A 19146-nucleotide genomic window follows, 5' to 3' on the forward strand; every position below is an offset into this window, starting at 1 on the left:
CCAAAAAAAGGGGTTACCTTTCGGTAACCCCTTTTTTCGCAGGCATCCCGCACTGCTTCACATTGCCGAGCCCAAACACTTCTCACCTGGATAGCCAGGCAACGCTTTAGCATCCGGCTCACAAGCCAGCGTCTTTGCCTGGTTTAGCCGCTCCTTCAGATTGCCAGCATTGACGGACTGCCAGCCCATCTTTTCCCCGAGCCAACTGGCCCAGGCAAACTCAACAAAATAGACCTGCTTTTTCTTGTCAAAATAGCCTTCATCCTGCAACAGGCCCGCCAGCGAACGGTAAGGATAATCAGGCAGATCGGCGATACGCTTCGGCAGTTGCTCCGGCGTGATGGATTGCCCCTTTTCGTTTTTCAGCCACACCCAGTGGTTTTTCTCCATCTGCGGCCAGAAGGTGGCTTTATCCTGCAGATGCGCGATAACCTTCACCGTGGTTTTTTTCACGCCCAGTTGCCAAAGGGTGCGAGTGAGATGGTGCCTGTCGACCAGCCAGTACTCGCCCTGCGGAGAAATCACCACCGGGATCTCTTTTTTAACAGCGTACTTTTCGAGCTTTCTAGCGCTCTTATCCGCAAGTTTTTTCTGCTCTTCATCCACCTGCAGCTGACCAATGCCCGCCTGAGTGGGCCGTAGCTGGTCGATAGCCACCTCACATAACTCCCCGGGAGCGGTGTCTGGTGTACAAGGTGCAGCCGCGAAAGCTTGTGGGCTGAGTATCGCCGCGAGCAAAAGCCATTTTTTCATTGATGATTTTCCTGACATAAGGTGTGAGTGGCTGGAGAGATAACAGCATTGAACACCCGGAATAATCAACAGGATTGTCCCTTCAGGCGTGAAAGTTGTGGCCTGCACAGACAGTTAACCCGGCGAGAACACTTTCATTTGTCTCCAGTCCTTATTCGGTTAATGAATACCTGGACGATTTCGCAGCGCTAAGAGCCCAGGATGAGTATGAGCGACTTTTGTCTATACTCACGATAACAGGGGACAGAGATAACGAGCTGAAAATGAAAACGATTATTAATGCGTCTTTTGAAACGGGGATTCCGACCTTTCTGCAGTTTGTACTCAACGTCAGTATGTTCTGCCTGGCCATCATTCTGATTGTATTCCTTGGTAAGGAATCCTGGTCACTGGCAGATACCTTCTTTAACTTTCCGGCCACCAAGAGCTATGACTTCGTTGAGGGACTGCTAACGTGGTTTCTGTACTTCGAATTTATCGCGCTGATCGTCAAGTACTTTAAATCCGGCAGCCACTTTCCGTTGCGCTATTTTGTCTACATCGGCGTGACCGCCATCATCCGCCTGATCATCGTCCACTATGACTCACCGATGAACGTGCTGCTGTACTCGCTGTCCATTCTGACGCTGGTTATCACGCTGTGGGTTTGCAGCAGCTCACGGCTGACGCGCGATTGAGCGTTGAGACCGCCCAAGCAAAAAACCCCAGTTCATTGCTGAACTGGGGTTTCGTATTTGGCGGAAGCGTAGAGATTCGAACTCTAGAACCCTTTCGGGTCGCCGGTTTTCAAGACCGGTGCCTTCAACCGCTCGGCCACGCTTCCGGTATGGGGCGCACTATAAACACCTCCGTACTTCGTGTAAAGCATCAATGTGATCGTTTGCTTCAAAAATAGCCAAATTGATGTTAATCGGTTGAAATAACAACGCATTGGCTATTTTGTCAGCATAAAATCGCCTGTTTCAGGCTTAATGCTTTTTGATGTACATGTCCTTCGTGAAGTAGTACCCCAGTTTATCCGGTGTAAATCCACCCACCCACGGCTTGATCAAATGCGTGCGCACGTAGTGATACACCGGAATGGCGGGCACATCCTGGCCCAACAGGTCTTCTGCCTGCTGGTAATACTTGCCGCGCTCCTCGGTGGTTTTGGCTTTTGCCGCATCCACCAGCGCTTTGTCATAGGCCGGGTTGCTGTACTGGCTGGTGTTTTCGCTGTCGCCGGTGCGGAAGTTATTCAGGAAGGTCGCGGCATCGTCGTAATCGGCAATCCAGGCGTAGCGCACGGCATCGAAGTTATGCGTATGCATGGTATCGAGCATGGTTTTCCACTCCTGGTTTTGCAGCTTCGCTTCCACGCCGAGATTTTTCTTCCACATGGAGCTCGCCGCAATGGCGATGCGCTGATGCGATTCCGAGGTGTTATAGAGCAGATTGAAACTGAGCGGATGCGAGTCGTTGAATCCGGCTTCGTTCAGCAGCTTTTTGGCTTCCGCGATACGTTTGTCCATCGGCCAGCTGGCGTATTCCGGCGCATGAAGTTTCACCCCACCGATATCCGGCTGACTGATTAACCACGCCGGGCGTTGCCCCTGCCCTAACACTTTCTCGGCGATGATGTCCTTATCCAGCGCCATATTCAGCGCCTTACGCACACGCACATCGTTGAACGGCGGTCGGGTGGTGTTGAATTCGTAATAATAGGTGGCGAGCTGCGGGGAGACATCCAGCTCTGAGCCGAGGGTTTTCTTCAGCTGCGCAAACTGGTTAATCGGCACCGTATAAACGATATCGATCTCACCCGCTTTGTAACGGTTCACGTCCGAGGCTTCAGAGGTGATCGGCAGATAAGTCACCTTGTTGATCACCGTGTGGGCGTTATCCCAGTAGCGCGGGTTGCGCTCCGCCACGATGCGCTCGTTCACGACCCACTGCGAGAGTTTATACGCCCCGCTGCTGACAAAATGTTCCGGCTTGGTCCATTTATCGCCGAAGCGGCCAATCAGCACTTTATCGACCGGCACCAGCGACGGGTGCGCCAGCATGGCGAGAAACGCCGCATTCGGCTGCGTCAGCGTCACTTCGAGGGTAGTATCGTTAATCGCCTTCACGCCAAGCGTGTCCGGCTTCTGTTTGCCTTGAGCGATATCGGCCGCATTGACAATGTGCATGTTGCCGGGATAGCTGGCGTACGGCGACGCGGTGTTAGGATCGACCAGACGCTGCCAGCTCCAGACAATATCCTGAGCGGTTATCGCAGATCCGTCACTCCAGGTGATGCCAGGGCGTAGATGGAAAGTCCAGACGGTGTTGTCTTTGTTCTCCCATTTCTCCGCGAGGCGCGGCTCTATCTCGCCCGCTGGCGATACGCGCACCAGCCCTTCGAACAAATCACTGATAATATTGAATTCGACATCGCTTTCGACTTTGTGCGGATCGAGCGATGCCGGTTCACTGCCGTTGTTCCTGACCAGTTCCTGCTTCTCTGCCAGTTGTGTTCCTGCCGGCACACTGGCGGCCAAGGCCGTTGTGCTGGCGCACAAGATCCCTGCCGTCAGTAAAGAGAGTGTAAAGTGAGTGCGTGATGCTGATTTCATTGTTTCGCCTTATTGTGGGTTTTTTGACGATGCGTATTCACTCTTAGCGCTCAAAGATTAATAAGGCAATATTTTTCAGTAACCTATAAGATGTTGATCTGATTAAATTCATCAAACCGATATTCATTCTGTTGAAATGGATTTCTTTGAAACAAAGCACCAGCGCGGGCCCTAACCGGCTGAGTAAAGATGGGTAAAACCACTTTGTAACTGGCAAGACCTTTCCTATTCTTGCCGTTAATTACATCTGTCATAAGAGAGTGACTCATGGATCGTATTATTAGTTCTTCACGCGACCGCACATCGCTACTCAGCACCCACAAAGTGCTGCGCAACACCTATTTCATGCTCAGCCTGACGCTGGCGTTCTCGGCGATCACCGCAACGGCCAGCACCGTGCTGATGCTGCCGTCTCCGGGTCTGATTCTGACGCTGGTCGGTATGTATGGTCTGATGTTCCTGACCTACAAAACCGCTGACAAGCCGATTGGTATTTTGTCCGCGTTCGCCTTTACCGGCTTCCTGGGCTACATCCTGGGGCCAATGCTGAACGCTTACCTGTCTGCTGGCATGGGCGATCTCATCGGCCTGGCGCTGGGTGGTACGGCATTAGTGTTCTTCTGCTGCTCCGCTTACGTCCTGACGACGCGCAAAGATATGTCTTTCCTCGGCGGTATGCTGATGGCGGGTATCGTGGTGGTGCTGATTGGGATGGTGGCAAACATCTTCCTGCAGCTGCCTGCCTTGCACCTGGCGATTAGCGCGGTGTTCATCCTGATCTCCACCGGCGCGATCCTGTATGAGACCAGCAACATCATTCACGGCGGTGAAACGAACTACATCCGCGCTACCGTGAGCCTGTATGTGTCGCTGTACAACATCTTCGTCAGCCTGTTGAGCATCCTGGGCTTCGCCAGCCGCGATTAACAGACAGTGCTTCGAATCAAGCCCCGCTTATGCGGGGCTTTGTTTTTTTGGTACACTGCACGGGTTTTGGATTGACGTGTGAATGACTATGTTGAGCTTTGAAGGTAAAGAGATAGAGACCGATAACGACGGCTATCTGAAAGAGAGCAGCCAGTGGAGCGAAGGGCTTGCCCAGGTGATTGCCGAAAAAGAGGCGATCACCCTGACGCCAGAGCACTGGGAAGTGGTGCGTTTTGTCCGCGACTTCTATCTGGAATTCAATACTTCCCCGGCCATCCGTATGCTGGTGAAAGCGATGGCCAACAAGTTTGGCGAAGAGAAAGGCAACAGCCGCTATCTGTATCGCCTGTTCCCGAAAGGCCCGGCCAAGCAGGCGACTAAAATCGCGGGTCTGCCTAAGCCCGTGAAGTGCATTTAATAGCGAATACCGAAGTTCACATATTCGCGGCCGGGTTGATGCGGTTCGGTTAAGACCTTTTCAACCCGCGCGCTGCGTGGCCCGCCCGCTTTCAGCCAGGCGACCAGTTTTTCGACCTGTTCAGCGTCGCCGCAGGCCACCACCTCGACGCTGCCGTCATCCCTGTTACGCGCGTAGCCCGTCAGCCCGAGCTGTAACGCTTCGCGCTGCGTACTGTAGCGAAACCCGACGCCCTGAACGGTGCCGTGAACCCAGGCGATTGTGCAGACTTTTGACATCATCGTTCCCCTTAATCCTGTCTGGCGCGTTGCATTTCCCCACTGAACTCGGGAAAATGGCCGCCAATTCATTGAATCAACAGAATAGCAAATTATGAGTGTACGTTTAGTGTTAGCCAAAGGGCGCGAAAAATCATTACTGCGCCGCCATCCCTGGGTCTTTTCCGGCGCGGTTGCCCGCATGGAAGGGAAAGCCAGCCTCGGTGAAACCATCGATATCGTTGACCATCAGGGGAAATGGTTAGCTCGCGGCGCATACTCGCCTGCCTCCCAGATCCGCGCGCGCGTCTGGAGCTTCGAGAAAGACGAAACCATCGACATCGCCTTCTTCACCCGCCGTTTACAGCAGGCGCAGGAGTGGCGTGACTGGCTGGCGAAACGCGACGGGCTGGACAGCTATCGTCTGATCGCCGGTGAGTCAGACGGTCTGCCGGGCGTGACCATCGACCGCTTCGGCAATTTCATGGTGCTTCAACTGCTGAGCGCGGGCGCAGAATATCAGCGCGCGGCGTTAATCAGCGCGCTGCAAACCCTGTATCCGGAATGCGCCATTTACGATCGCAGCGACGTCGCGGTACGTAAAAAAGAGGGCATGGAGCTGACGCAAGGTACGGTCACCGGCGAACTGCCGCCTGCCCTGCTGCCGATTGAAGAGCACGGCATGAAATTGTACGTCGATATTCAGGGCGGCCATAAAACCGGCTATTACCTCGATCAGCGCGACAGCCGCCTGGCGACGCGTCAGTACGTGAAGAACAAACGCGTGCTGAACTGCTTCTCCTACACCGGCGGTTTTGCCGTTTCCGCGCTGATGGGCGGTTGCAGCCAGGTCGTCAGCGTCGATACCTCTCAGGAAGCGCTGGACGTGGCGAAACAGAACGTCGAGCTAAACAAGCTGGATCTGAGCAAAGCCGAATTTGTCCGCGATGACGTGTTCAAACTGCTGCGTAAATATCGCGACCAGGGCGAAACATTCGACGTGATCGTGATGGACCCGCCGAAGTTTGTCGAAAATAAAAGCCAGTTGATGGGCGCCTGCCGTGGCTATAAAGATATCAACATGCTCGCCATCCAGCTGCTCAATCCAGGCGGGATTTTGCTGACGTTCTCCTGCTCTGGCCTGATGACCACCGATTTATTTCAGAAACTGATCGCAGATGCCGCTGTAGATGCGGGCCGTGATGTACAATTTATAGAGCAGTTCCGTCAGGCGGCCGATCACCCGGTGATCGCTACCTATCCGGAAGGGCTGTATCTGAAAGGGTTTGCCTGTCGCGTCATGTAGCTTGAAAAGTGGAATGTTGCCCATACATCTGATGCAAGTAACATTTCCCGGGAGGTGACTATGATTGCCAGCAAATACGGTATCGGCCAGCAGGTGCGCCACTCCCTGTTAGGGTATCTGGGGGTGGTGGTGGATATTGACCCGGAATACTCCCTTGATGAACCGTCAGCGGACGAGCTGGCGGTTAACGCCGAGCTTCGCGCTGCACCCTGGTACCATGTGGTCATGGAAGATGACGATGGTCAGCCGGTTCACACTTATCTTGCGGAGGCGCAGTTAAGCAGTGAACTGCAGAAGGAACATCCTGAGCAACCTTCCATGGACGAACTGGCCCAGACCATCCGCAAACAGCTCCAGGCTCCGCGCCTGCGGAACTAACTAAATAAAAAAGCCCGATTCAATCGGGCTTTTTTATTACTTCGCCAGACCCAGTCGCGGGATATCAATCGCCGGACAGCGATCCATCACCACGTTTAACCCGGCATCGCGCGCCAGAACGGCCGCCTGTTCGTTAATCACGCCAAGCTGCATCCACAGGGTTTTCGCCCCAATCGCTATCGCCTCTTGCGCCACGCCCCAGGCCGCCTCTGAGTTACGGAACACATCCACCATGTCGACTTTCTCAGGCACATCGGCAAGCGTTGCGTAGCCCTGTTGCCCCAGCAGCGTTTTACCCGCCACCTTCGGTGAAACCGGAATCACATGATAGCCCTGGTCGAGAAGATATTTCATTACGCGATAGCTGGGACGATCGGGTTTATCACTCGCGCCCACCAGCGCGATGGTACGGGTCGAGGTCAGAATGGCGATAATCTCGTTCTCTTTCATGGTGTTTCTCCTGGCTTTTTTTAAAGTGTACGCCAAAGCCCTTCAGGCAACCATTCATCCCATACATCTGTATGAGGGCAAAACCCTGGAATATGTCTATATGTTAGTAAACGTGTTTATCGAAAAATTTAGATACATTATTACGACGAAAGTATTTTCGACAGGAGCGCCTTATGAAGACCGGCATTGCCTCTGCTGTGATTGCATTATTGATGCCGGTCTGCGTTTATGCCACAACGCTGCGATTATCCACGGACATTGATTTGCTGGTCCTCGACGGCAAAAAAGTCTCCAGTTCGCTGCTGCGCGGCGCGGACAGCATCGAACTGGATAACGGGCCGCATCAGATTGTCTTTCGCATCGAAAAAAACATTCGTCTCTCCAATCACGAGCAGCGCCTCTACATCTCCCCGCCGCTGGTGGTGAGCTTTAACACGCAGAAAATCAGCCAGGTGAATTTTAATCTGCCGCGGCTGGAGACGGAAAAAGAGTCCGAATCCTTTGAAGCCGCGCCAAAACTGGAGCTGCTGGACGGCGATGCGATGCCCATCCCGGTGAAACTGGACATTCTGGCACTGACCAAAACCCCGAAAGGGCTGGATTACGAAGCGGACACGGAACGCTATAACAAAGCGGGCAAAACCGCGTCGTTGCCGAAGTTTGCCACCATGATGGCGGATGACAGCACGCTGCTCTCCGGCGTGTCTGAGCTGGACGTGATCCCCCCGCAGTCGCAGACGCTAACCGAGCAGCGCCTCAAATTCTGGTTCCAGCAGGCCGATCCCGACACCCGCACGCGTTTTTTACAGTGGGCGAAGCAACAACCTTCGTCCTGAGCCACATTTTTTCGCCCTTTCTCTTGCAGCGTCAGGCGGTTCCCGTCATCGTGTAGCCAGTTAACCTGAACCTGACGGAAAAGATTATGGAACTGACAACACGTACCCTGCCGGAGCGCAAACACATCGCGCTGGTCGCGCACGATCACTGTAAGCAAATGCTGCTGAACTGGGTTCAGCGCCACCAGGCTCTGCTGGAAAAACACAATCTGTCTGCAACCGGCACCACCGGAAATCTGATCCAGCGTGAAACCGGGCTGGAAGTGAACGCCATGCTGAGCGGCCCGTTGGGCGGCGATCAGCAGGTGGGCGCGCAGATTTCGGAAGGGAAAATTGATGTGCTAATTTTCTTCTGGGACCCGCTAAACGCGGTGCCGCACGATCCGGATGTGAAAGCGTTGCTGCGCCTCGCAACCGTGTGGAATATTCCGGTTGCCACTAACCTCTCTACCGCCGACTTTATTATCGAGTCGCCGCAGTTCAACGCGCCGATTGAGATCCTGATCCCGGATTATCCGCGCTATCTGGCTGAACGACTGAAGTAAGTGTTTATGCCGGGCGGCGACTTCGCCTGACCCGGCATTAATCTTTAAGGCTTCTTCGCCACCGGCACATCTATATTCTTCAGAATATCCACGAAGCGCGACGGTTCATCTTTGTTGAACAGCAGCCAGACGCGATGGCGTGCGCGGGTAATGGCCACGTACAGCAGACGACGCTCTTCCGCATCCGGGAAATCTTCCACCATCGGCAGCAATGCCTGCTCCATGACCGATTCGCGCGCCGGGGCCGGGAAGCCATCACTGCCCTCCTGCAGCCCAAGCACAATCACGTAATCTGCCTGCTGGCCTTTGCTGGCATGAATGGTTGTGAAGTCGAGCGTAAGCTTTGGCCAGCGGGTGGCCGCTTTCTCGAGGATTGCAGGTTTCAGATGGTGATAGCGCGCCAGCACCAAAATTCGTTCTTCCGCTTTCACATAGCCGCTCATTTTGTCCAGCAGCGCCTCCAGCTGATCCTGCGGCAACAGCGTCACCGCTTTTTTATCCCCGGCCGACAGGCTGTTCAGCGGTTTCACCAGCTGATGCGGGTTCTGCTGGATAAAGCGGTTGGCGATTTCGCCGATGCGGGAATTGAAGCGGTACGTGGTGTCGAGATCGCTACGATCTCCCTCGCCAAAATAGTGATGGAAAGCGGTGGTCAGCGACAGTTGCGCGCCGCTAAAACGGTAAATCGCCTGCCAGTCATCCCCCACGGCAAAGAGCGAAGTGTGTTTGTTCTGCGCGCGAAGTGCCGCCAGCAGCGCGGCGCGCTGCGGGGAGATATCCTGAAATTCGTCCACCAGAATATGTTTCCACGGACTGACGAAGCGCCCTTTTTCGAGAATGATAATGGCCTGATGAATCAGCCCGGAGAAATCGACCGCATTCTCCTCTTTCAGCGCCGATTTCCAGGCTTTCAGCAGCGGAGCCATCAGCTTCACGCGTTTTGAAAACAGCGCCCGCACCTCTTCTGGCGCATTCTCAATCATCTCGGCCTGCGAGCCACCGTGCATGCGCATCAGGCTCACCCAGCGATCGAGACGTGAACCGAGGCGACGCGCCAGTTTCTCGTCCTGCCAGAAACTGCCTTCCGGCACCGTCCAGTTCAGCTCCTCTTCCAGCCACTGACGCCACCCTTTTGCCTGCGCCTTTTTCTCGCTGCACTGCTGCTGCCAGGTGGTGATAAACAGTGAAAGTCTGGCCTGAGTGTCGTTTTCCAGCTTGCTGATGACCGGCACTTTTTTGCTGCCCTGCTGGATAATGTGCAGCGCCAGGGCATGGAACGTCCGCGCGCTGATGTCCCGCGTGTGTAAACGTTCCTGTATACGCTCGTCCATCTCCTGCGCGGCCTTACGACCAAAGGCCAGAAGCAGAATCTGGTCGGCTGTGGCTTCGCCGCGGGCCAGCAGCCATCCGGCTCGCGCCACCAGCACTGAGGTTTTACCGCTGCCCGCGCCCGCGAGCACCAGCAGCGAATGTTCCCCGTTGACCACCGCGCGCGCCTGCGCCGGGTTTAACGGAGAGGATTCGATATTCTGGAAAAACTCGGCGTGCTGCGCCAGCATGGCATCGGTCCAGGCCTGGTTATGCGCCAGTCGGCTTTGGTCGATATCCGTCAGCCAGGCTTTGCACTGGCGCCACGGCTCGCGGCAGTTTTCAAACTCATCAAGACGAGACGAGGGCAGCGGCAGCGCCGTCAGCGCCTGGCGGATCCGCTGCTGCATTCCGGCGGTCTGGGCGCGGGTGAGCCATTTCTTTTGCTCCTGACTCTGGGCGATATCCGCCAGAACCTGCTGCAATACCTGTTCAGCCACCTGACTCATCTCCGCGCTCCACTGCTGCCAGAGCGTGCTCAGATGATGGTGGAAGCGCTGGGTTTCGGCCCATTCGGTCCCGTGCAGACGCACAACTTTATCGGCAGGCAGGACAAACTCCAGCTCGCCCCATACCAGGCCGCGTTTGCAGTGGATAGCCAACAGCTGATTGAATGGAATGAGATATTCGTGGCGTTCACCGGAGACTTTCACCCCGGCGTTAAGAAGGACAACCTTGTCGTACGGATGTTGCGCCAGGCGCTTGCCTAATGATGTCGCTTTTAGTTCCATGTCCAGCCTGATCCACGAAGAGAGTGTTTGCCCATTAGTTTAACCGCCAGTTTTCAGGTGCTCCAGCCTAAAAAAACGTTACAATCATCAGGCTTTAATCATATCGAAAGGAAGTGAGGCTTTATGCGTACCGTTCTGAATATTTTGAATTTTGTCCTTGGCGGTTTTGCCACCACCCTTTCCTGGCTATTTGCCACGCTGGTCAGCATTGTTCTGATCTTCACGCTCCCCCTGACGCGCTCGTGCTGGGAGATCACTAAACTCTCCCTGGTGCCCTACGGCAACGAAGCCGTTCATGTGGATGAGCTTAACCCTGAGAGCAAAAGCGTCCTGATGAATACGGGCGGAACGCTGCTCAATATGTTGTGGCTGATCTTCTTCGGCTGGTGGCTGTGCCTGATGCACATCGCAGTCGGGAACACGCAGTGCATTACGATTATTGGGATCCCGGTCGGGATCGCCAACTTTAAGATCGCCGCGATTGCCCTGTGGCCCGTCGGTCGCCGCGTGGTGCCGGTAGAAGTCGCGCAGGCTGCGCGCGAAGCCAATGCCCGCCGTCGTTTTCAGTAACTAAGGATACGCCGCCCCTATGCTAAGCCCGTTGCTTCGCAGATACACATGGAACAGTGCCTGGCTCTATAACGTCAGGATTTTTATTGCGCTTTGCGGCGCGGCTGCCGTGCCCTGGTGGCTCGGCGAGGTTAAGCTGACTATTCCGCTGACCCTTGGCGTGGTGGCGGGAGCGCTGGCCGACCTTGACGATCGCCTGGCCGGACGGCTGCGCAATCTGGTAATTACGCTGATCTGCTTTTTCATCGCCTCAGCGTCCGTCGAGTTGCTCTTCCCCTGGCCTTGGCTTTTTGCCCTGGGTCTGATGATCTCCACCACCGGCTTTATTCTGCTGGGCGGCTTGGGACAGCGCTACGCGACTATCGCCTTTGGCGCACTGCTGATTGCGATCTACACCATGCTGGGCGTGTCCCTTTACGACCAGTGGTATCAACAGCCGCTTCTGCTGCTGGTCGGGGCGATCTGGTATAACCTGCTGACCCTGACCGGGCACCTGATCTTCCCGATTCGTCCGCTACAGGACAATCTCGCGCGCAGCTATGAACAGCTGGCGCACTATCTGGAACTCAAATCCCGGCTGTTCGACCCGGACATCGAAGAAGAGAGTCAGGCCCCGCTTTACGATCTGGCGCTGGCCAACGGACAGCTGGTCACCACGCTGAATCAGACTAAAGCCTCGCTACTCACGCGTCTGCGCGGCGATCGCGGTCAGCGCGGCACCCGACAAACGCTGCATTATTACTTTGTGGCTCAGGATATTCACGAGCGAGCCAGCTCGTCGCATGTACAGTACGCTGCCCTGCGCGAGAAGTTCCGCTATAGCGACGTGATGTTCCGCTTCCAGCGATTGCTGTCGATGCAGTCCCAGGCGTGCCAGCAGCTGGCACGGTCGATTTTGCTGCGTACACCTTACCAGCACGATCCTCGCTTCGAGCGGGCGTTCAGCCATCTTGATGCGGCGCTCGATCGCGTGCAGGCCAGCGGCACCTCGCCAGAACAGATGAAAGCCCTGGGATTTTTGCTTAACAATCTGCGCGCCATCGATGCGCAGCTGGCGACGATCCAGTCTGAGCAAGCGCTCTCCATACCGGGTAACGAAGCGGAAAACCAGCTCGCGGACGACAGCCCGCACGGCTTCGCGGATATGTGGCTGCGTTTAAGCCGCAACTTCACGCCGGAATCGGCCCTCTTTCGCCATGCGGTGAGGATGTCCGCCGTCCTGTGCGTTGGTTATGCCTTTATACAGATCACCGGCCTGCACCACGGCTACTGGATTTTGCTCACCAGCCTGTTTGTCTGCCAGCCGAACTATAACGCCACCCGCCATCGTCTGGCGCTGCGCGTGATCGGCACGCTCGTCGGTGTCGCTATCGGTCTGCCGGTGCTCTATTTTGTCCCTTCCGTAGAAGGTCAGCTCATCCTGATCGTCATTACCGGCGTGCTGTTCTTCGCCTTTCGTAATGTCCAGTATGCTCACGCGACCATGTTTATTACCCTGCTGGTGTTGCTGTGCTTCAACCTGCTGGGCGAAGGATTTGAGGTCGCCCTGCCGCGCATCATCGACACGCTGATCGGTTGCGCCATCGCATGGGCTGCGGTGAGCTTTATCTGGCCGGACTGGCGTTTTCGCAATCTGCCGCGCGCGCTGGATCTGGCGATTAATGCCAACTGCCGCTATCTGGATGCGATCCTGGAGCAGTACCATCAGGGCCGCGACAACCGTCTGGCCTATCGCATTGCCCGTCGTGATGCCCATAATCGCGATGCGGAACTGGCGTCGGTGGTGTCAAACATGTCAACGGAGCCGCGCGCGACCGCAGAAATTCGTGAAGTCGCTTTCCGGCTGCTGTGTCTGAACCACACCTTCACCAGTTACATTTCAACATTGGGTGCGCATCGCGAGCAGCTCACCGATCCGAACATCCTCGCACTGCTGGATGATGCTGTGTGCTACGTCGATGATGCGCTCCATCACCGTCCGGTCGACGAGCCGCGCGTGCGAAGTGCAATAGATGAACTTAGCCAGCGTATTGCGCATTTCGATCCCGGTGCGGACACCAAGGCTCCGCTCGTGCTCCAGCAAATCGGTCTGCTCATCGCCCTTCTGCCTGAGATTTGCCGCCTGCAGCAGCAAATCGCTACTTACCGGAATGATTTTCCGGCAGTACAGGAAGCGCGTTAAACCACTCCATCAGCTCCCGACGCCTGATCGTCGGGAGCGCCGCCTCATGCAGCCCATCAATCGCCCCGGCCAGTGCAAACAACACTTTGACGCCAAGGTGCCGGTTCAGGGCTCTGATTTTCAGCCAGCATGCTTCTGCCCCCAGCGTCCGCAACATCGCTTCACTGGTGACGCCCGCCTCACACAGGAGAATTTCAATCTGGAACGTCAGGTTGGGCAAATCTTTGAGTCGCCGCCGCTGATGCCGCTGGTAACGCTCCTGCCGGGCTGCCTCGAGCGCAAAGCTTGAAAGCTGCAACAGCCTTTCGCGGTCCTGCCATAATCCTTCATCCACGCGGTAGTAATTCAACAGAACCGGTCTGCCCCGTTTGAGTAAGGTTAAAAAGGAGGAGGACTGTCTTACACAGTACTGCGCGCTTTGCTCACACGCCCGCAGATAGAGTTCGCCATCAGAGACCATCGCGAAGACCGCTTCGTCGACGGCTAATGTGTAGCCGCCAAAGAGAGCCCGATGGTGGATTTCACCCAAAGGTGCGAGGTATTCCTGGGATGTATAGATCCGTTCATAAGATATCTTTTTCATGATATTCACCATATAAATCATAGAGTAACAACACCATTTGCTTACTACCGGATCCGTTAGCAGGAACATAGAAAACTTATTGTCACTCGGCAAGATTATTTTGCAGGACACGCCAATATCGAACTAAATTTGCGAGACGCTTTCCGAAAATGAGGTTGATCTTTGGGCGTACAGGGGTTACTGTATATTCATACAGTAACTACAGGGCTGGAATGATTATGCACACTTCAGGCTATGCAAATCGCTTAACATCTTTTACCTCTTCCGCTGGCAATGGCGCGCAAAAAACGGCCGGACGTGTCTCTACCGGTTTGATCAGTGAAGTGGTATATCGCGAAGACCAGCCCATGATGACACAATTGCTTTTATTGCCGCTTTTACAACAGCTTGGCCAGCAGTCGCGCTGGCAGCTCTGGCTGACGCCGCAGCAGAAGTTGAGCCGGGAATGGGTACAGGCATCTGGGCTGCCCCTCACCAAAATGATGCAGAGCAGTCAGGTCGCGCCATGCCATACGGTGGATTCGATGGTTCGCGCATTGCGCACCGGGAACTACAGCGTTGTGATTGGCTGGCTGGCAGAAGAATTAACAGAAGAAGAACATATTCGCCTGGCGAATGCGGCAGAAGAAGGTGACGCGATAGGGTTCATTATGCGTCCGGTTCGTCTCGATACTCTCGGCAGAGGACACCTGTCTGGGCTAAAAATTCACTCAAATTTGTATCATTAAGTAAATTTAAGAGTATTCCTGGAACTTTTTTTGACATCCGTTGACGCAAAAAGTTCCACAACTCAAAACTTCGAGAAAGCTTGTCTGGCGCGGTTTCCGTTAATTTTACAGCATAAAATTCTCGCTAAAAATGTTAAATATTGCGTATACGGAACTTTTTTTTTCATATGCCTGACAGAGTTCACACTTGTAAGTTTTCGAGTACGTTGTAGACTTTACATCGCCAGGGGTGCTCGGTCTAAGCCGAAGATATCGGTAGAGTTACTAGTTTGAGCTCGCCCCCCGGTGAAGGATTTAACCGTGATTTCTCGACGAGATCTTCATGGCGATTTTTGGATGATAACGAGGCGCAAAAAATGAAAAAGACAGCTATCGCGATTGCAGTGGCACTGGCTGGCTTCGCTACCGTAGCGCAGGCCGCTCCGAAAGATAATACCTGGTATGCAGGTGGCAAACTGGGCTGGTCTCAGTTCCACGACACTGGCTGGTACAACAGCTCCCTGAACAACGATGGCCCAACTCACGAAAGCCAGCTCGGTGCAGGTGCGTTTGGTGGCTATCAGGTTAACCCGTATGTTGGTTTTGAAATGGGTTACGACTGGTTAGGTCGTATGCCATACAAAGGCGACAACGTTAACGGCGCATTCAAAGCTCAAGGCGTTCAGCTGACCGCTAAACTGGGTTACCCAGTAACTGACGATCTGGACGTGTACACTCGTCTGGGCGGCATGGTATGGCGCGCTGACTCCAGCAACAGCATTGCTGGCGACGACCACGACACGGGTGTTTCCCCAGTATTCGCTGGTGGCGTAGAGTGGGCAATGACCCGTGATATCGCTACTCGTCTGGAATACCAGTGGGTTAACAACATCGGCGACGGTGCTACCGTTGGCGTTCGTCCTGACAACGGCATGCTGAGCGTAGGTGTTTCCTACCGCTTCGGCCAGCAGGAAGATGCTGCTCCGATCGTTGCTCCAGCTCCGGCTCCAGCTCCAGAAGTACAGACCAAGCACTTCACTCTGAAGTCTGACGTTCTGTTCAACTTCAACAAAGCAACTCTGAAACCAGAAGGTCAGCAGGCACTGGATCAGCTGTACACCCAGCTGAGCAACCTTGACCCGAAAGACGGTTCAGTAGTGGTTCTGGGCTTCACCGACCGTATCGGTTCTGACGCATACAACCAGAATCTGTCCGAGAAACGTGCTCAGTCTGTAGTTGATTACCTGGTATCTAAAGGTATCCCAGCTAACAAGATCTCCCCACGTGGTATGGGCGAATCTAACCCAGTGACTGGCAACACCTGTGACAACGTGAAAGCTCGCGCTGCACTGATCGACTGCCTGGCACCAGATCGTCGCGTTGAGATCGAAGTTAAAGGTATCAAAGACGTTGTAACTCAGCCTGCGGCATAAGTTATCGTCTTATAAAAAAACCCCGCCATGCGGGGTTTTTTATTGCCTGAAGAAAAGTGAAAAACTATTTTTTGCCAAGCATGGCCTGCAGGTCATTCTTCAGCGTCGACATCTGGTTAGCATATTTCTCTTTATGCTCCGCATCTTCAATCAGCTGCACCACCGTCTCCGACAAGGTTTTTCCTCTGCGCTGGGCCAAACCGGCTAACCGCTGCCAGACCATAAACTCCAGGTCGATAGACTTCTTACGCGTGTGCTGATGTTCAGCGTTAAAATGGCGTTTGCGACGCGCACGAATGGTCTGCTTCATACGGTTTAACAGCGCCGGATTGATGTGCTTTTCGATCCACCCGTTGACCTGTACCGGCTCATTTTCGAGGGTCAGCAAAACATCCACCGCTTCTTTTGCAGCACTGGCTTCGATGTAGCAGGTGATCAGCTCGCCTTCTCGATGCTTTTTGACCAGATACTTCCATTTCCAGCCGCTTTCGAGATTTTCCAGTTGTTGATATTTCATCGCGATCTCAGTGTTACCTCGTAACTATGTTCAGAATATCAGTTTTTTGGCAATCTGCTGAAAAGAAATCATATCCTGAGAGCCTTGCGTCGCATTCACCCTCTGAAATCCCGAATACCACGTGGGAATGGGTCAACGCTTGCGGTATAATCCACCGCTTTACATCTAACTAAAAAACATCAACTTTGACCATTACGAAACTAGCATGGCGTGACCTGGTTCCGGATACTGAAAGCTATCAGGAACTGTTTGCACAGCCAGACCTCGCAAAAGAACACGACTTCATCCTTAGCGACACGCAACCGCGTTTACATTACGCGCTGGAGCAGACGTTAAGCCCATGGACAACCTCCCCCTTCATGTTACTGAAGGCGCCAGAAGAAGCCGAATATTTGGCCCTGATGGCCGATGCCGTGCGTCAATTGCAGCCAGAAGCGGACAACGTTTTTGGTGGGCAATATCGTATCGTGGGAAGTGATGTCACTTTCGAACCCGCAAAAACTGCTGATGAAAATTTTGCTGCCACCGGCGACGTCATTACCGCCGAGTGGGCCGAAGCGGAACAGTTATTTGGCTGCCTGCGTCACTTCAACGGTTCGCTGAGCATTCAGCCAGGGCTGGTACACAAAGCCAACGGCGGTGTGTTGATTATCTCGCTGCGCACCCTGCTGGCACAGCCGCTGCTGTGGATGCGTCTGAAGAACATCGTGACGCATCAGCGCTTTGACTGGGTCGCTTACGACGAATCTCGTCCACTGCCTGTCGCCGTTCCGTCGATGCCCCTGTCACTGAAAGTGATCCTGACCGGCGATCGCGAATCGCTGGCTGATTTCCAGGAGATGGAACCGGAGCTCGCCGATCAGGCGGTCTACAGCGAATTTGAAGACAACATCCAGATCGCCGACGCGGACGACGTGACGCAGTGGTGCCAGTGGGTGCTGGCCGTCGCTGATCGTTTCGCTTTGCCAACGCCTGCGGCAGATGCCTGGACTGGCCTGATTCGCGAAGCGACGCGTGACACGGGCGATCAAGAAACCCTGCCGCTTTGCCCACTGTGGATCAGCAAACAGCTGCGTGAAGTCGGTGTCATTAGCGGTTCCGGCGAATTCACCGGCGAACAATTTGCTCAGATGCTGGCGCAGCGCGAATGGCGCGAAGGCTATCTGGCCGACCGCATGCAGGATGAGATCCTGCTTGAACAAATTCTGGTGGAAACCGAAGGCGAGCGCGTAGGACAAATCAACGCCCTGTCCGTCATTGAGTTCCCAGGTCATCCGCGCGCCTTTGGCGAGCCTTCACGGATCAGCTGCGTCATTCATATTGGCGACGGCGAATTTACTGACGTGGAGCGCAAAGCTGAACTGGGCGGGAACATTCATGCGAAAGGCATGATGATCATGCAGGCCTTCCTGATGTCTCAGCTGCAGCTGGAACAACAGCTCCCCTTCTCTGCCTCGCTGACGTTTGAACAGTCATACAGTGAAGTGGACGGCGACAGTGCTTCTATGGCTGAGCTGTGCGCGGTGATCAGTGCCCTTGCGGATGTGCCGATTAACCAGAGCATTGCGATCACCGGTTCTGTCGATCAGTTTGGTCGCGCCCAGCCCGTTGGCGGCCTGAATGAGAAGATCGAAGGTTTCTTCTCCATCTGCCAGCAGCGCGGGTTTAGCGGGAAACAGGGCGTCATTATCCCTGCGCCAAATGCGCGCCATCTGAGCCTGAGTCAGGCGGTACTTGATGCCGTGGAAGCAGAACAATTCAGCATCTGGGCCATCGAAGATATTACGGATGCGCTACCCTTACTGACGAACCAGGTCTGGGACGGCGAAGTCCAAACGACGCTGATGCAGGCGATCCAGGACCGCATTGCTCAGGCCATGCAGCAGGACGCGCGTCATCGTTATCCGTGGCCGTTACGCTGGCTGAGCTGGTTTAGTCCGAACTGATCGGACTTGTTCAGCGTACACGTGTTAGCTATCCTGCGTGCTTCACTAAAATAAGGCTTACTGAGAACATGGTAGATAAACGCGAATCCTATACAAAAGAAGATCTTCTTGCCTCTGGTCGTGGAGAGCTGTTTGGCGCTAAAGGCCCGCAGTTACCTGCTCCGAGCATGCTGATGATGGACCGTGTCGTGAAAATGACCGAAACCGGCGGCAACTTTGACAAGGGTTACGTGGAAGCGGAACTCGATATCAATCCTGACCTGTGGTTCTTCGGTTGCCACTTTATCGGTGACCCGGTAATGCCTGGCTGTTTAGGTCTGGATGCGATGTGGCAGCTGGTTGGCTTCTATCTGGGCTGGCTGGGCGGCGAAGGTAAGGGCCGTGCGCTGGGCGTGGGTGAAGTGAAATTCACCGGTCAGGTTCTGCCTTCCGCGAAGAAAGTCACCTACCGTATTCACTTCAAACGCATTGTGAACCGTCGTCTGGTGATGGGTCTAGCGGATGGCGAAGTGCTGGTTGATGGCCGTGTTATCTACACCGCCAGCGACCTGAAAGTCGGTCTGTTCCAGGACACGTCTGCGTTCTGATGATTGCTTAAAATCGTTTAAGCATGAAAGGCGAAACCTCCGCATGGCGGAGGTT

20 protein-coding genes and 1 tRNA gene are annotated in these 19146 nt (G+C 54.5%); 13 read left to right on the top strand and 8 right to left on the bottom strand.

Translation table 11 applies throughout. From position 1 onward, the window contains the following. Positions 1 to 57 precede the first annotated feature (57 nt). Entirely contained in the window at positions 58 to 753 is a 696-nt protein-coding gene (locus AC3WS9_RS14075; RefSeq protein ID WP_492488942.1) for a ParB-like protein, read from the bottom strand. Positions 754 to 1016: 263 nt separating this feature from the next. Here AC3WS9_RS14075 and psiE point away from each other — a divergent pair, with 263 nt between their 5' ends. Continuing rightward, the gene (gene psiE / locus AC3WS9_RS14080) at positions 1017 to 1430 is read left to right on the top strand and encodes a phosphate-starvation-inducible protein PsiE (RefSeq protein WP_492488944.1); all 414 of its coding nucleotides are present in this window, start codon (positions 1017 to 1019) and stop codon (positions 1428 to 1430) included. A gap of 58 nt (positions 1431 to 1488) precedes the next feature. On the opposite strand, the gene AC3WS9_RS14085 is transcribed toward psiE, so the two are convergent. Together AC3WS9_RS14085 and AC3WS9_RS14090 are read right to left on the bottom strand one after the other, a co-directional pair. After that, positions 1489 to 1576: transfer RNA gene (locus AC3WS9_RS14085), tRNA-Ser, on the bottom strand. A 145-nt stretch (positions 1577 to 1721) separates the two neighbouring features. Continuing rightward, positions 1722 to 3350: an ABC transporter substrate-binding protein gene (locus AC3WS9_RS14090; protein ID WP_492488946.1), complete on the bottom strand. Its 1629-nt coding sequence runs from the start codon at positions 3348 to 3350 to the stop codon at positions 1722 to 1724. Between the two features lie 267 nt (positions 3351 to 3617). On the opposite strand from AC3WS9_RS14090, the gene yccA reads away from it, so the two are divergent. Together yccA and tusE are read left to right on the top strand one after the other, a co-directional pair. Next, the gene (gene yccA / locus AC3WS9_RS14095; RefSeq protein ID WP_282492421.1) at positions 3618 to 4277 is read left to right on the top strand and encodes an FtsH protease modulator YccA; all 660 of its coding nucleotides are present in this window, start codon (positions 3618 to 3620) and stop codon (positions 4275 to 4277) included. 88 nt (positions 4278 to 4365) lie between these two features. Beyond that, positions 4366 to 4695, top strand: coding sequence for a sulfurtransferase TusE (tusE, locus tag AC3WS9_RS14100; RefSeq protein ID WP_285155685.1), 330 nt, complete (start codon positions 4366 to 4368; stop codon positions 4693 to 4695). Here the strand turns inward: tusE and yccX are convergent. Next, positions 4692 to 4973: an acylphosphatase gene (gene yccX, locus AC3WS9_RS14105; protein ID WP_285145398.1), complete on the bottom strand. Its 282-nt coding sequence runs from the start codon at positions 4971 to 4973 to the stop codon at positions 4692 to 4694. The two genes, tusE and yccX, sit on opposite strands and share 4 nt — an antisense overlap. A 94-nt stretch (positions 4974 to 5067) precedes the next feature. On the opposite strand from yccX, the gene rlmI reads away from it, so the two are divergent. Together rlmI and hspQ are read left to right on the top strand one after the other, a co-directional pair. Then, positions 5068 to 6258 carry a 23S rRNA (cytosine(1962)-C(5))-methyltransferase RlmI gene (gene rlmI / locus AC3WS9_RS14110; RefSeq protein ID WP_492488947.1) on the top strand — a complete coding sequence of 397 codons (1191 nt, stop codon included), beginning with the start codon at positions 5068 to 5070 and terminating at the stop codon, positions 6256 to 6258. 60 nt (positions 6259 to 6318) lie between these two features. Then, positions 6319 to 6636 (top strand): heat shock protein HspQ, encoded by a 318-nt coding sequence (gene hspQ, locus AC3WS9_RS14115; protein WP_100780676.1) that lies wholly within the window; start codon positions 6319 to 6321, stop codon positions 6634 to 6636. A 36-nt stretch (positions 6637 to 6672) separates the two neighbouring features. Here the strand turns inward: hspQ and AC3WS9_RS14120 are convergent, their stop codons facing one another. Then, on the bottom strand, positions 6673 to 7086 hold the full coding sequence (locus AC3WS9_RS14120; RefSeq protein WP_282492417.1) for a CoA-binding protein: 414 nt from the start codon (positions 7084 to 7086) through the stop codon (positions 6673 to 6675). A gap of 173 nt (positions 7087 to 7259) precedes the next feature. On the opposite strand from AC3WS9_RS14120, the gene csgI reads away from it, so the two are divergent. Both csgI and mgsA read left to right on the top strand, forming a co-directional pair. Next, positions 7260 to 7922, top strand: a complete 663-nt coding sequence (gene csgI, locus AC3WS9_RS14125; protein ID WP_282492416.1) for a curli synthesis inhibitor — start codon at positions 7260 to 7262, stop codon at positions 7920 to 7922. Positions 7923 to 8008: 86 nt separating this feature from the next. Next, the gene (gene mgsA / locus AC3WS9_RS14130; RefSeq protein ID WP_282492414.1) at positions 8009 to 8467 is read left to right on the top strand and encodes a methylglyoxal synthase; all 459 of its coding nucleotides are present in this window, start codon (positions 8009 to 8011) and stop codon (positions 8465 to 8467) included. Between the two features lie 44 nt (positions 8468 to 8511). Here mgsA and helD read toward each other — a convergent pair whose 3' ends face one another. Continuing rightward, entirely contained in the window at positions 8512 to 10566 is a 2055-nt protein-coding gene (gene helD / locus AC3WS9_RS14135; protein ID WP_492488950.1) for a DNA helicase IV, read from the bottom strand. A 123-nt stretch (positions 10567 to 10689) separates the two neighbouring features. Here helD and AC3WS9_RS14140 point away from each other — a divergent pair, with 123 nt between their 5' ends. Beyond that, complete coding sequence (locus tag AC3WS9_RS14140) at positions 10690 to 11136, top strand: YccF domain-containing protein (RefSeq protein ID WP_492488952.1); 447 nt, start codon at positions 10690 to 10692, stop codon at positions 11134 to 11136. A 19-nt stretch (positions 11137 to 11155) separates the two neighbouring features. Further along, the gene (gene yccS / locus AC3WS9_RS14145; protein WP_282492411.1) at positions 11156 to 13318 is read left to right on the top strand and encodes a YccS family putative transporter; all 2163 of its coding nucleotides are present in this window, start codon (positions 11156 to 11158) and stop codon (positions 13316 to 13318) included. Here yccS and AC3WS9_RS14150 read toward each other — a convergent pair. Next, on the bottom strand, positions 13275 to 13901 hold the full coding sequence (locus AC3WS9_RS14150) for a TfoX/Sxy family DNA transformation protein (RefSeq protein ID WP_282492410.1): 627 nt from the start codon (positions 13899 to 13901) through the stop codon (positions 13275 to 13277). The genes yccS and AC3WS9_RS14150 overlap by 44 nt on opposite strands. Positions 13902 to 14119: 218 nt before the next feature. On the opposite strand from AC3WS9_RS14150, the gene sulA reads away from it, so the two are divergent. Together sulA and ompA are read left to right on the top strand one after the other, a co-directional pair. Continuing rightward, complete coding sequence (gene sulA, locus AC3WS9_RS14155) at positions 14120 to 14629, top strand: SOS-induced cell division inhibitor SulA (RefSeq protein ID WP_282492409.1); 510 nt, start codon at positions 14120 to 14122, stop codon at positions 14627 to 14629. A gap of 356 nt (positions 14630 to 14985) precedes the next feature. Continuing rightward, positions 14986 to 16041, top strand: coding sequence for a porin OmpA (gene ompA, locus AC3WS9_RS14160; protein ID WP_282492408.1), 1056 nt, complete (start codon positions 14986 to 14988; stop codon positions 16039 to 16041). Positions 16042 to 16105: 64 nt separating this feature from the next. On the opposite strand, the gene matP is transcribed toward ompA, so the two are convergent. After that, entirely contained in the window at positions 16106 to 16558 is a 453-nt protein-coding gene (matP, locus tag AC3WS9_RS14165; RefSeq protein WP_282492407.1) for a macrodomain Ter protein MatP, read from the bottom strand. A 185-nt stretch (positions 16559 to 16743) separates the two neighbouring features. Here matP and AC3WS9_RS14170 point away from each other — a divergent pair, with 185 nt between their 5' ends. Together AC3WS9_RS14170 and fabA are read left to right on the top strand one after the other, a co-directional pair. Then, positions 16744 to 18504 carry an AAA family ATPase gene (locus tag AC3WS9_RS14170; protein WP_492488955.1) on the top strand — a complete coding sequence of 587 codons (1761 nt, stop codon included), beginning with the start codon at positions 16744 to 16746 and terminating at the stop codon, positions 18502 to 18504. Positions 18505 to 18572: 68 nt separating this feature from the next. Then, complete coding sequence (fabA, locus tag AC3WS9_RS14175) at positions 18573 to 19091, top strand: bifunctional 3-hydroxydecanoyl-ACP dehydratase/trans-2-decenoyl-ACP isomerase (RefSeq protein WP_064325594.1); 519 nt, start codon at positions 18573 to 18575, stop codon at positions 19089 to 19091. The last annotated feature ends 55 nt before the right edge of the window (positions 19092 to 19146 follow it).

It is taken from the genome of Lelliottia sp. EB106-05-01-XG201 (assembly GCF_058791735.1).

Bases quoted from the DNA above. Each gene is read 5' to 3' on its own strand.
- AC3WS9_RS14075 (WP_492488942.1), bottom strand. From the start codon at position 753: ATGAAAAAATGGCTTTTGCTCGCGGCGATACTCAGCCCACAAGCTTTC.
- psiE (WP_492488944.1), top strand. From the start codon at position 1,017: ATGAAAACGATTATTAATGCGTCTTTTGAAACGGGGATTCCGACCTTT.
- AC3WS9_RS14090 (WP_492488946.1), bottom strand. From the start codon at position 3,350: ATGAAATCAGCATCACGCACTCACTTTACACTCTCTTTACTGACGGCA.
- yccA (WP_282492421.1), top strand. From the start codon at position 3,618: ATGGATCGTATTATTAGTTCTTCACGCGACCGCACATCGCTACTCAGC.
- tusE (WP_285155685.1), top strand. From the start codon at position 4,366: ATGTTGAGCTTTGAAGGTAAAGAGATAGAGACCGATAACGACGGCTAT.
- yccX (WP_285145398.1), bottom strand. From the start codon at position 4,973: ATGTCAAAAGTCTGCACAATCGCCTGGGTTCACGGCACCGTTCAGGGC.
- rlmI (WP_492488947.1), top strand. From the start codon at position 5,068: ATGAGTGTACGTTTAGTGTTAGCCAAAGGGCGCGAAAAATCATTACTG.
- hspQ (WP_100780676.1), top strand. From the start codon at position 6,319: ATGATTGCCAGCAAATACGGTATCGGCCAGCAGGTGCGCCACTCCCTG.
- AC3WS9_RS14120 (WP_282492417.1), bottom strand. From the start codon at position 7,086: ATGAAAGAGAACGAGATTATCGCCATTCTGACCTCGACCCGTACCATC.
- csgI (WP_282492416.1), top strand. From the start codon at position 7,260: ATGAAGACCGGCATTGCCTCTGCTGTGATTGCATTATTGATGCCGGTC.
- mgsA (WP_282492414.1), top strand. From the start codon at position 8,009: ATGGAACTGACAACACGTACCCTGCCGGAGCGCAAACACATCGCGCTG.
- helD (WP_492488950.1), bottom strand. From the start codon at position 10,566: ATGGAACTAAAAGCGACATCATTAGGCAAGCGCCTGGCGCAACATCCG.
- AC3WS9_RS14140 (WP_492488952.1), top strand. From the start codon at position 10,690: ATGCGTACCGTTCTGAATATTTTGAATTTTGTCCTTGGCGGTTTTGCC.
- yccS (WP_282492411.1), top strand. From the start codon at position 11,156: ATGCTAAGCCCGTTGCTTCGCAGATACACATGGAACAGTGCCTGGCTC.
- AC3WS9_RS14150 (WP_282492410.1), bottom strand. From the start codon at position 13,901: ATGAAAAAGATATCTTATGAACGGATCTATACATCCCAGGAATACCTC.
- sulA (WP_282492409.1), top strand. From the start codon at position 14,120: ATGCACACTTCAGGCTATGCAAATCGCTTAACATCTTTTACCTCTTCC.
- ompA (WP_282492408.1), top strand. From the start codon at position 14,986: ATGAAAAAGACAGCTATCGCGATTGCAGTGGCACTGGCTGGCTTCGCT.
- matP (WP_282492407.1), bottom strand. From the start codon at position 16,558: ATGAAATATCAACAACTGGAAAATCTCGAAAGCGGCTGGAAATGGAAG.
- fabA (WP_064325594.1), top strand. From the start codon at position 18,573: ATGGTAGATAAACGCGAATCCTATACAAAAGAAGATCTTCTTGCCTCT.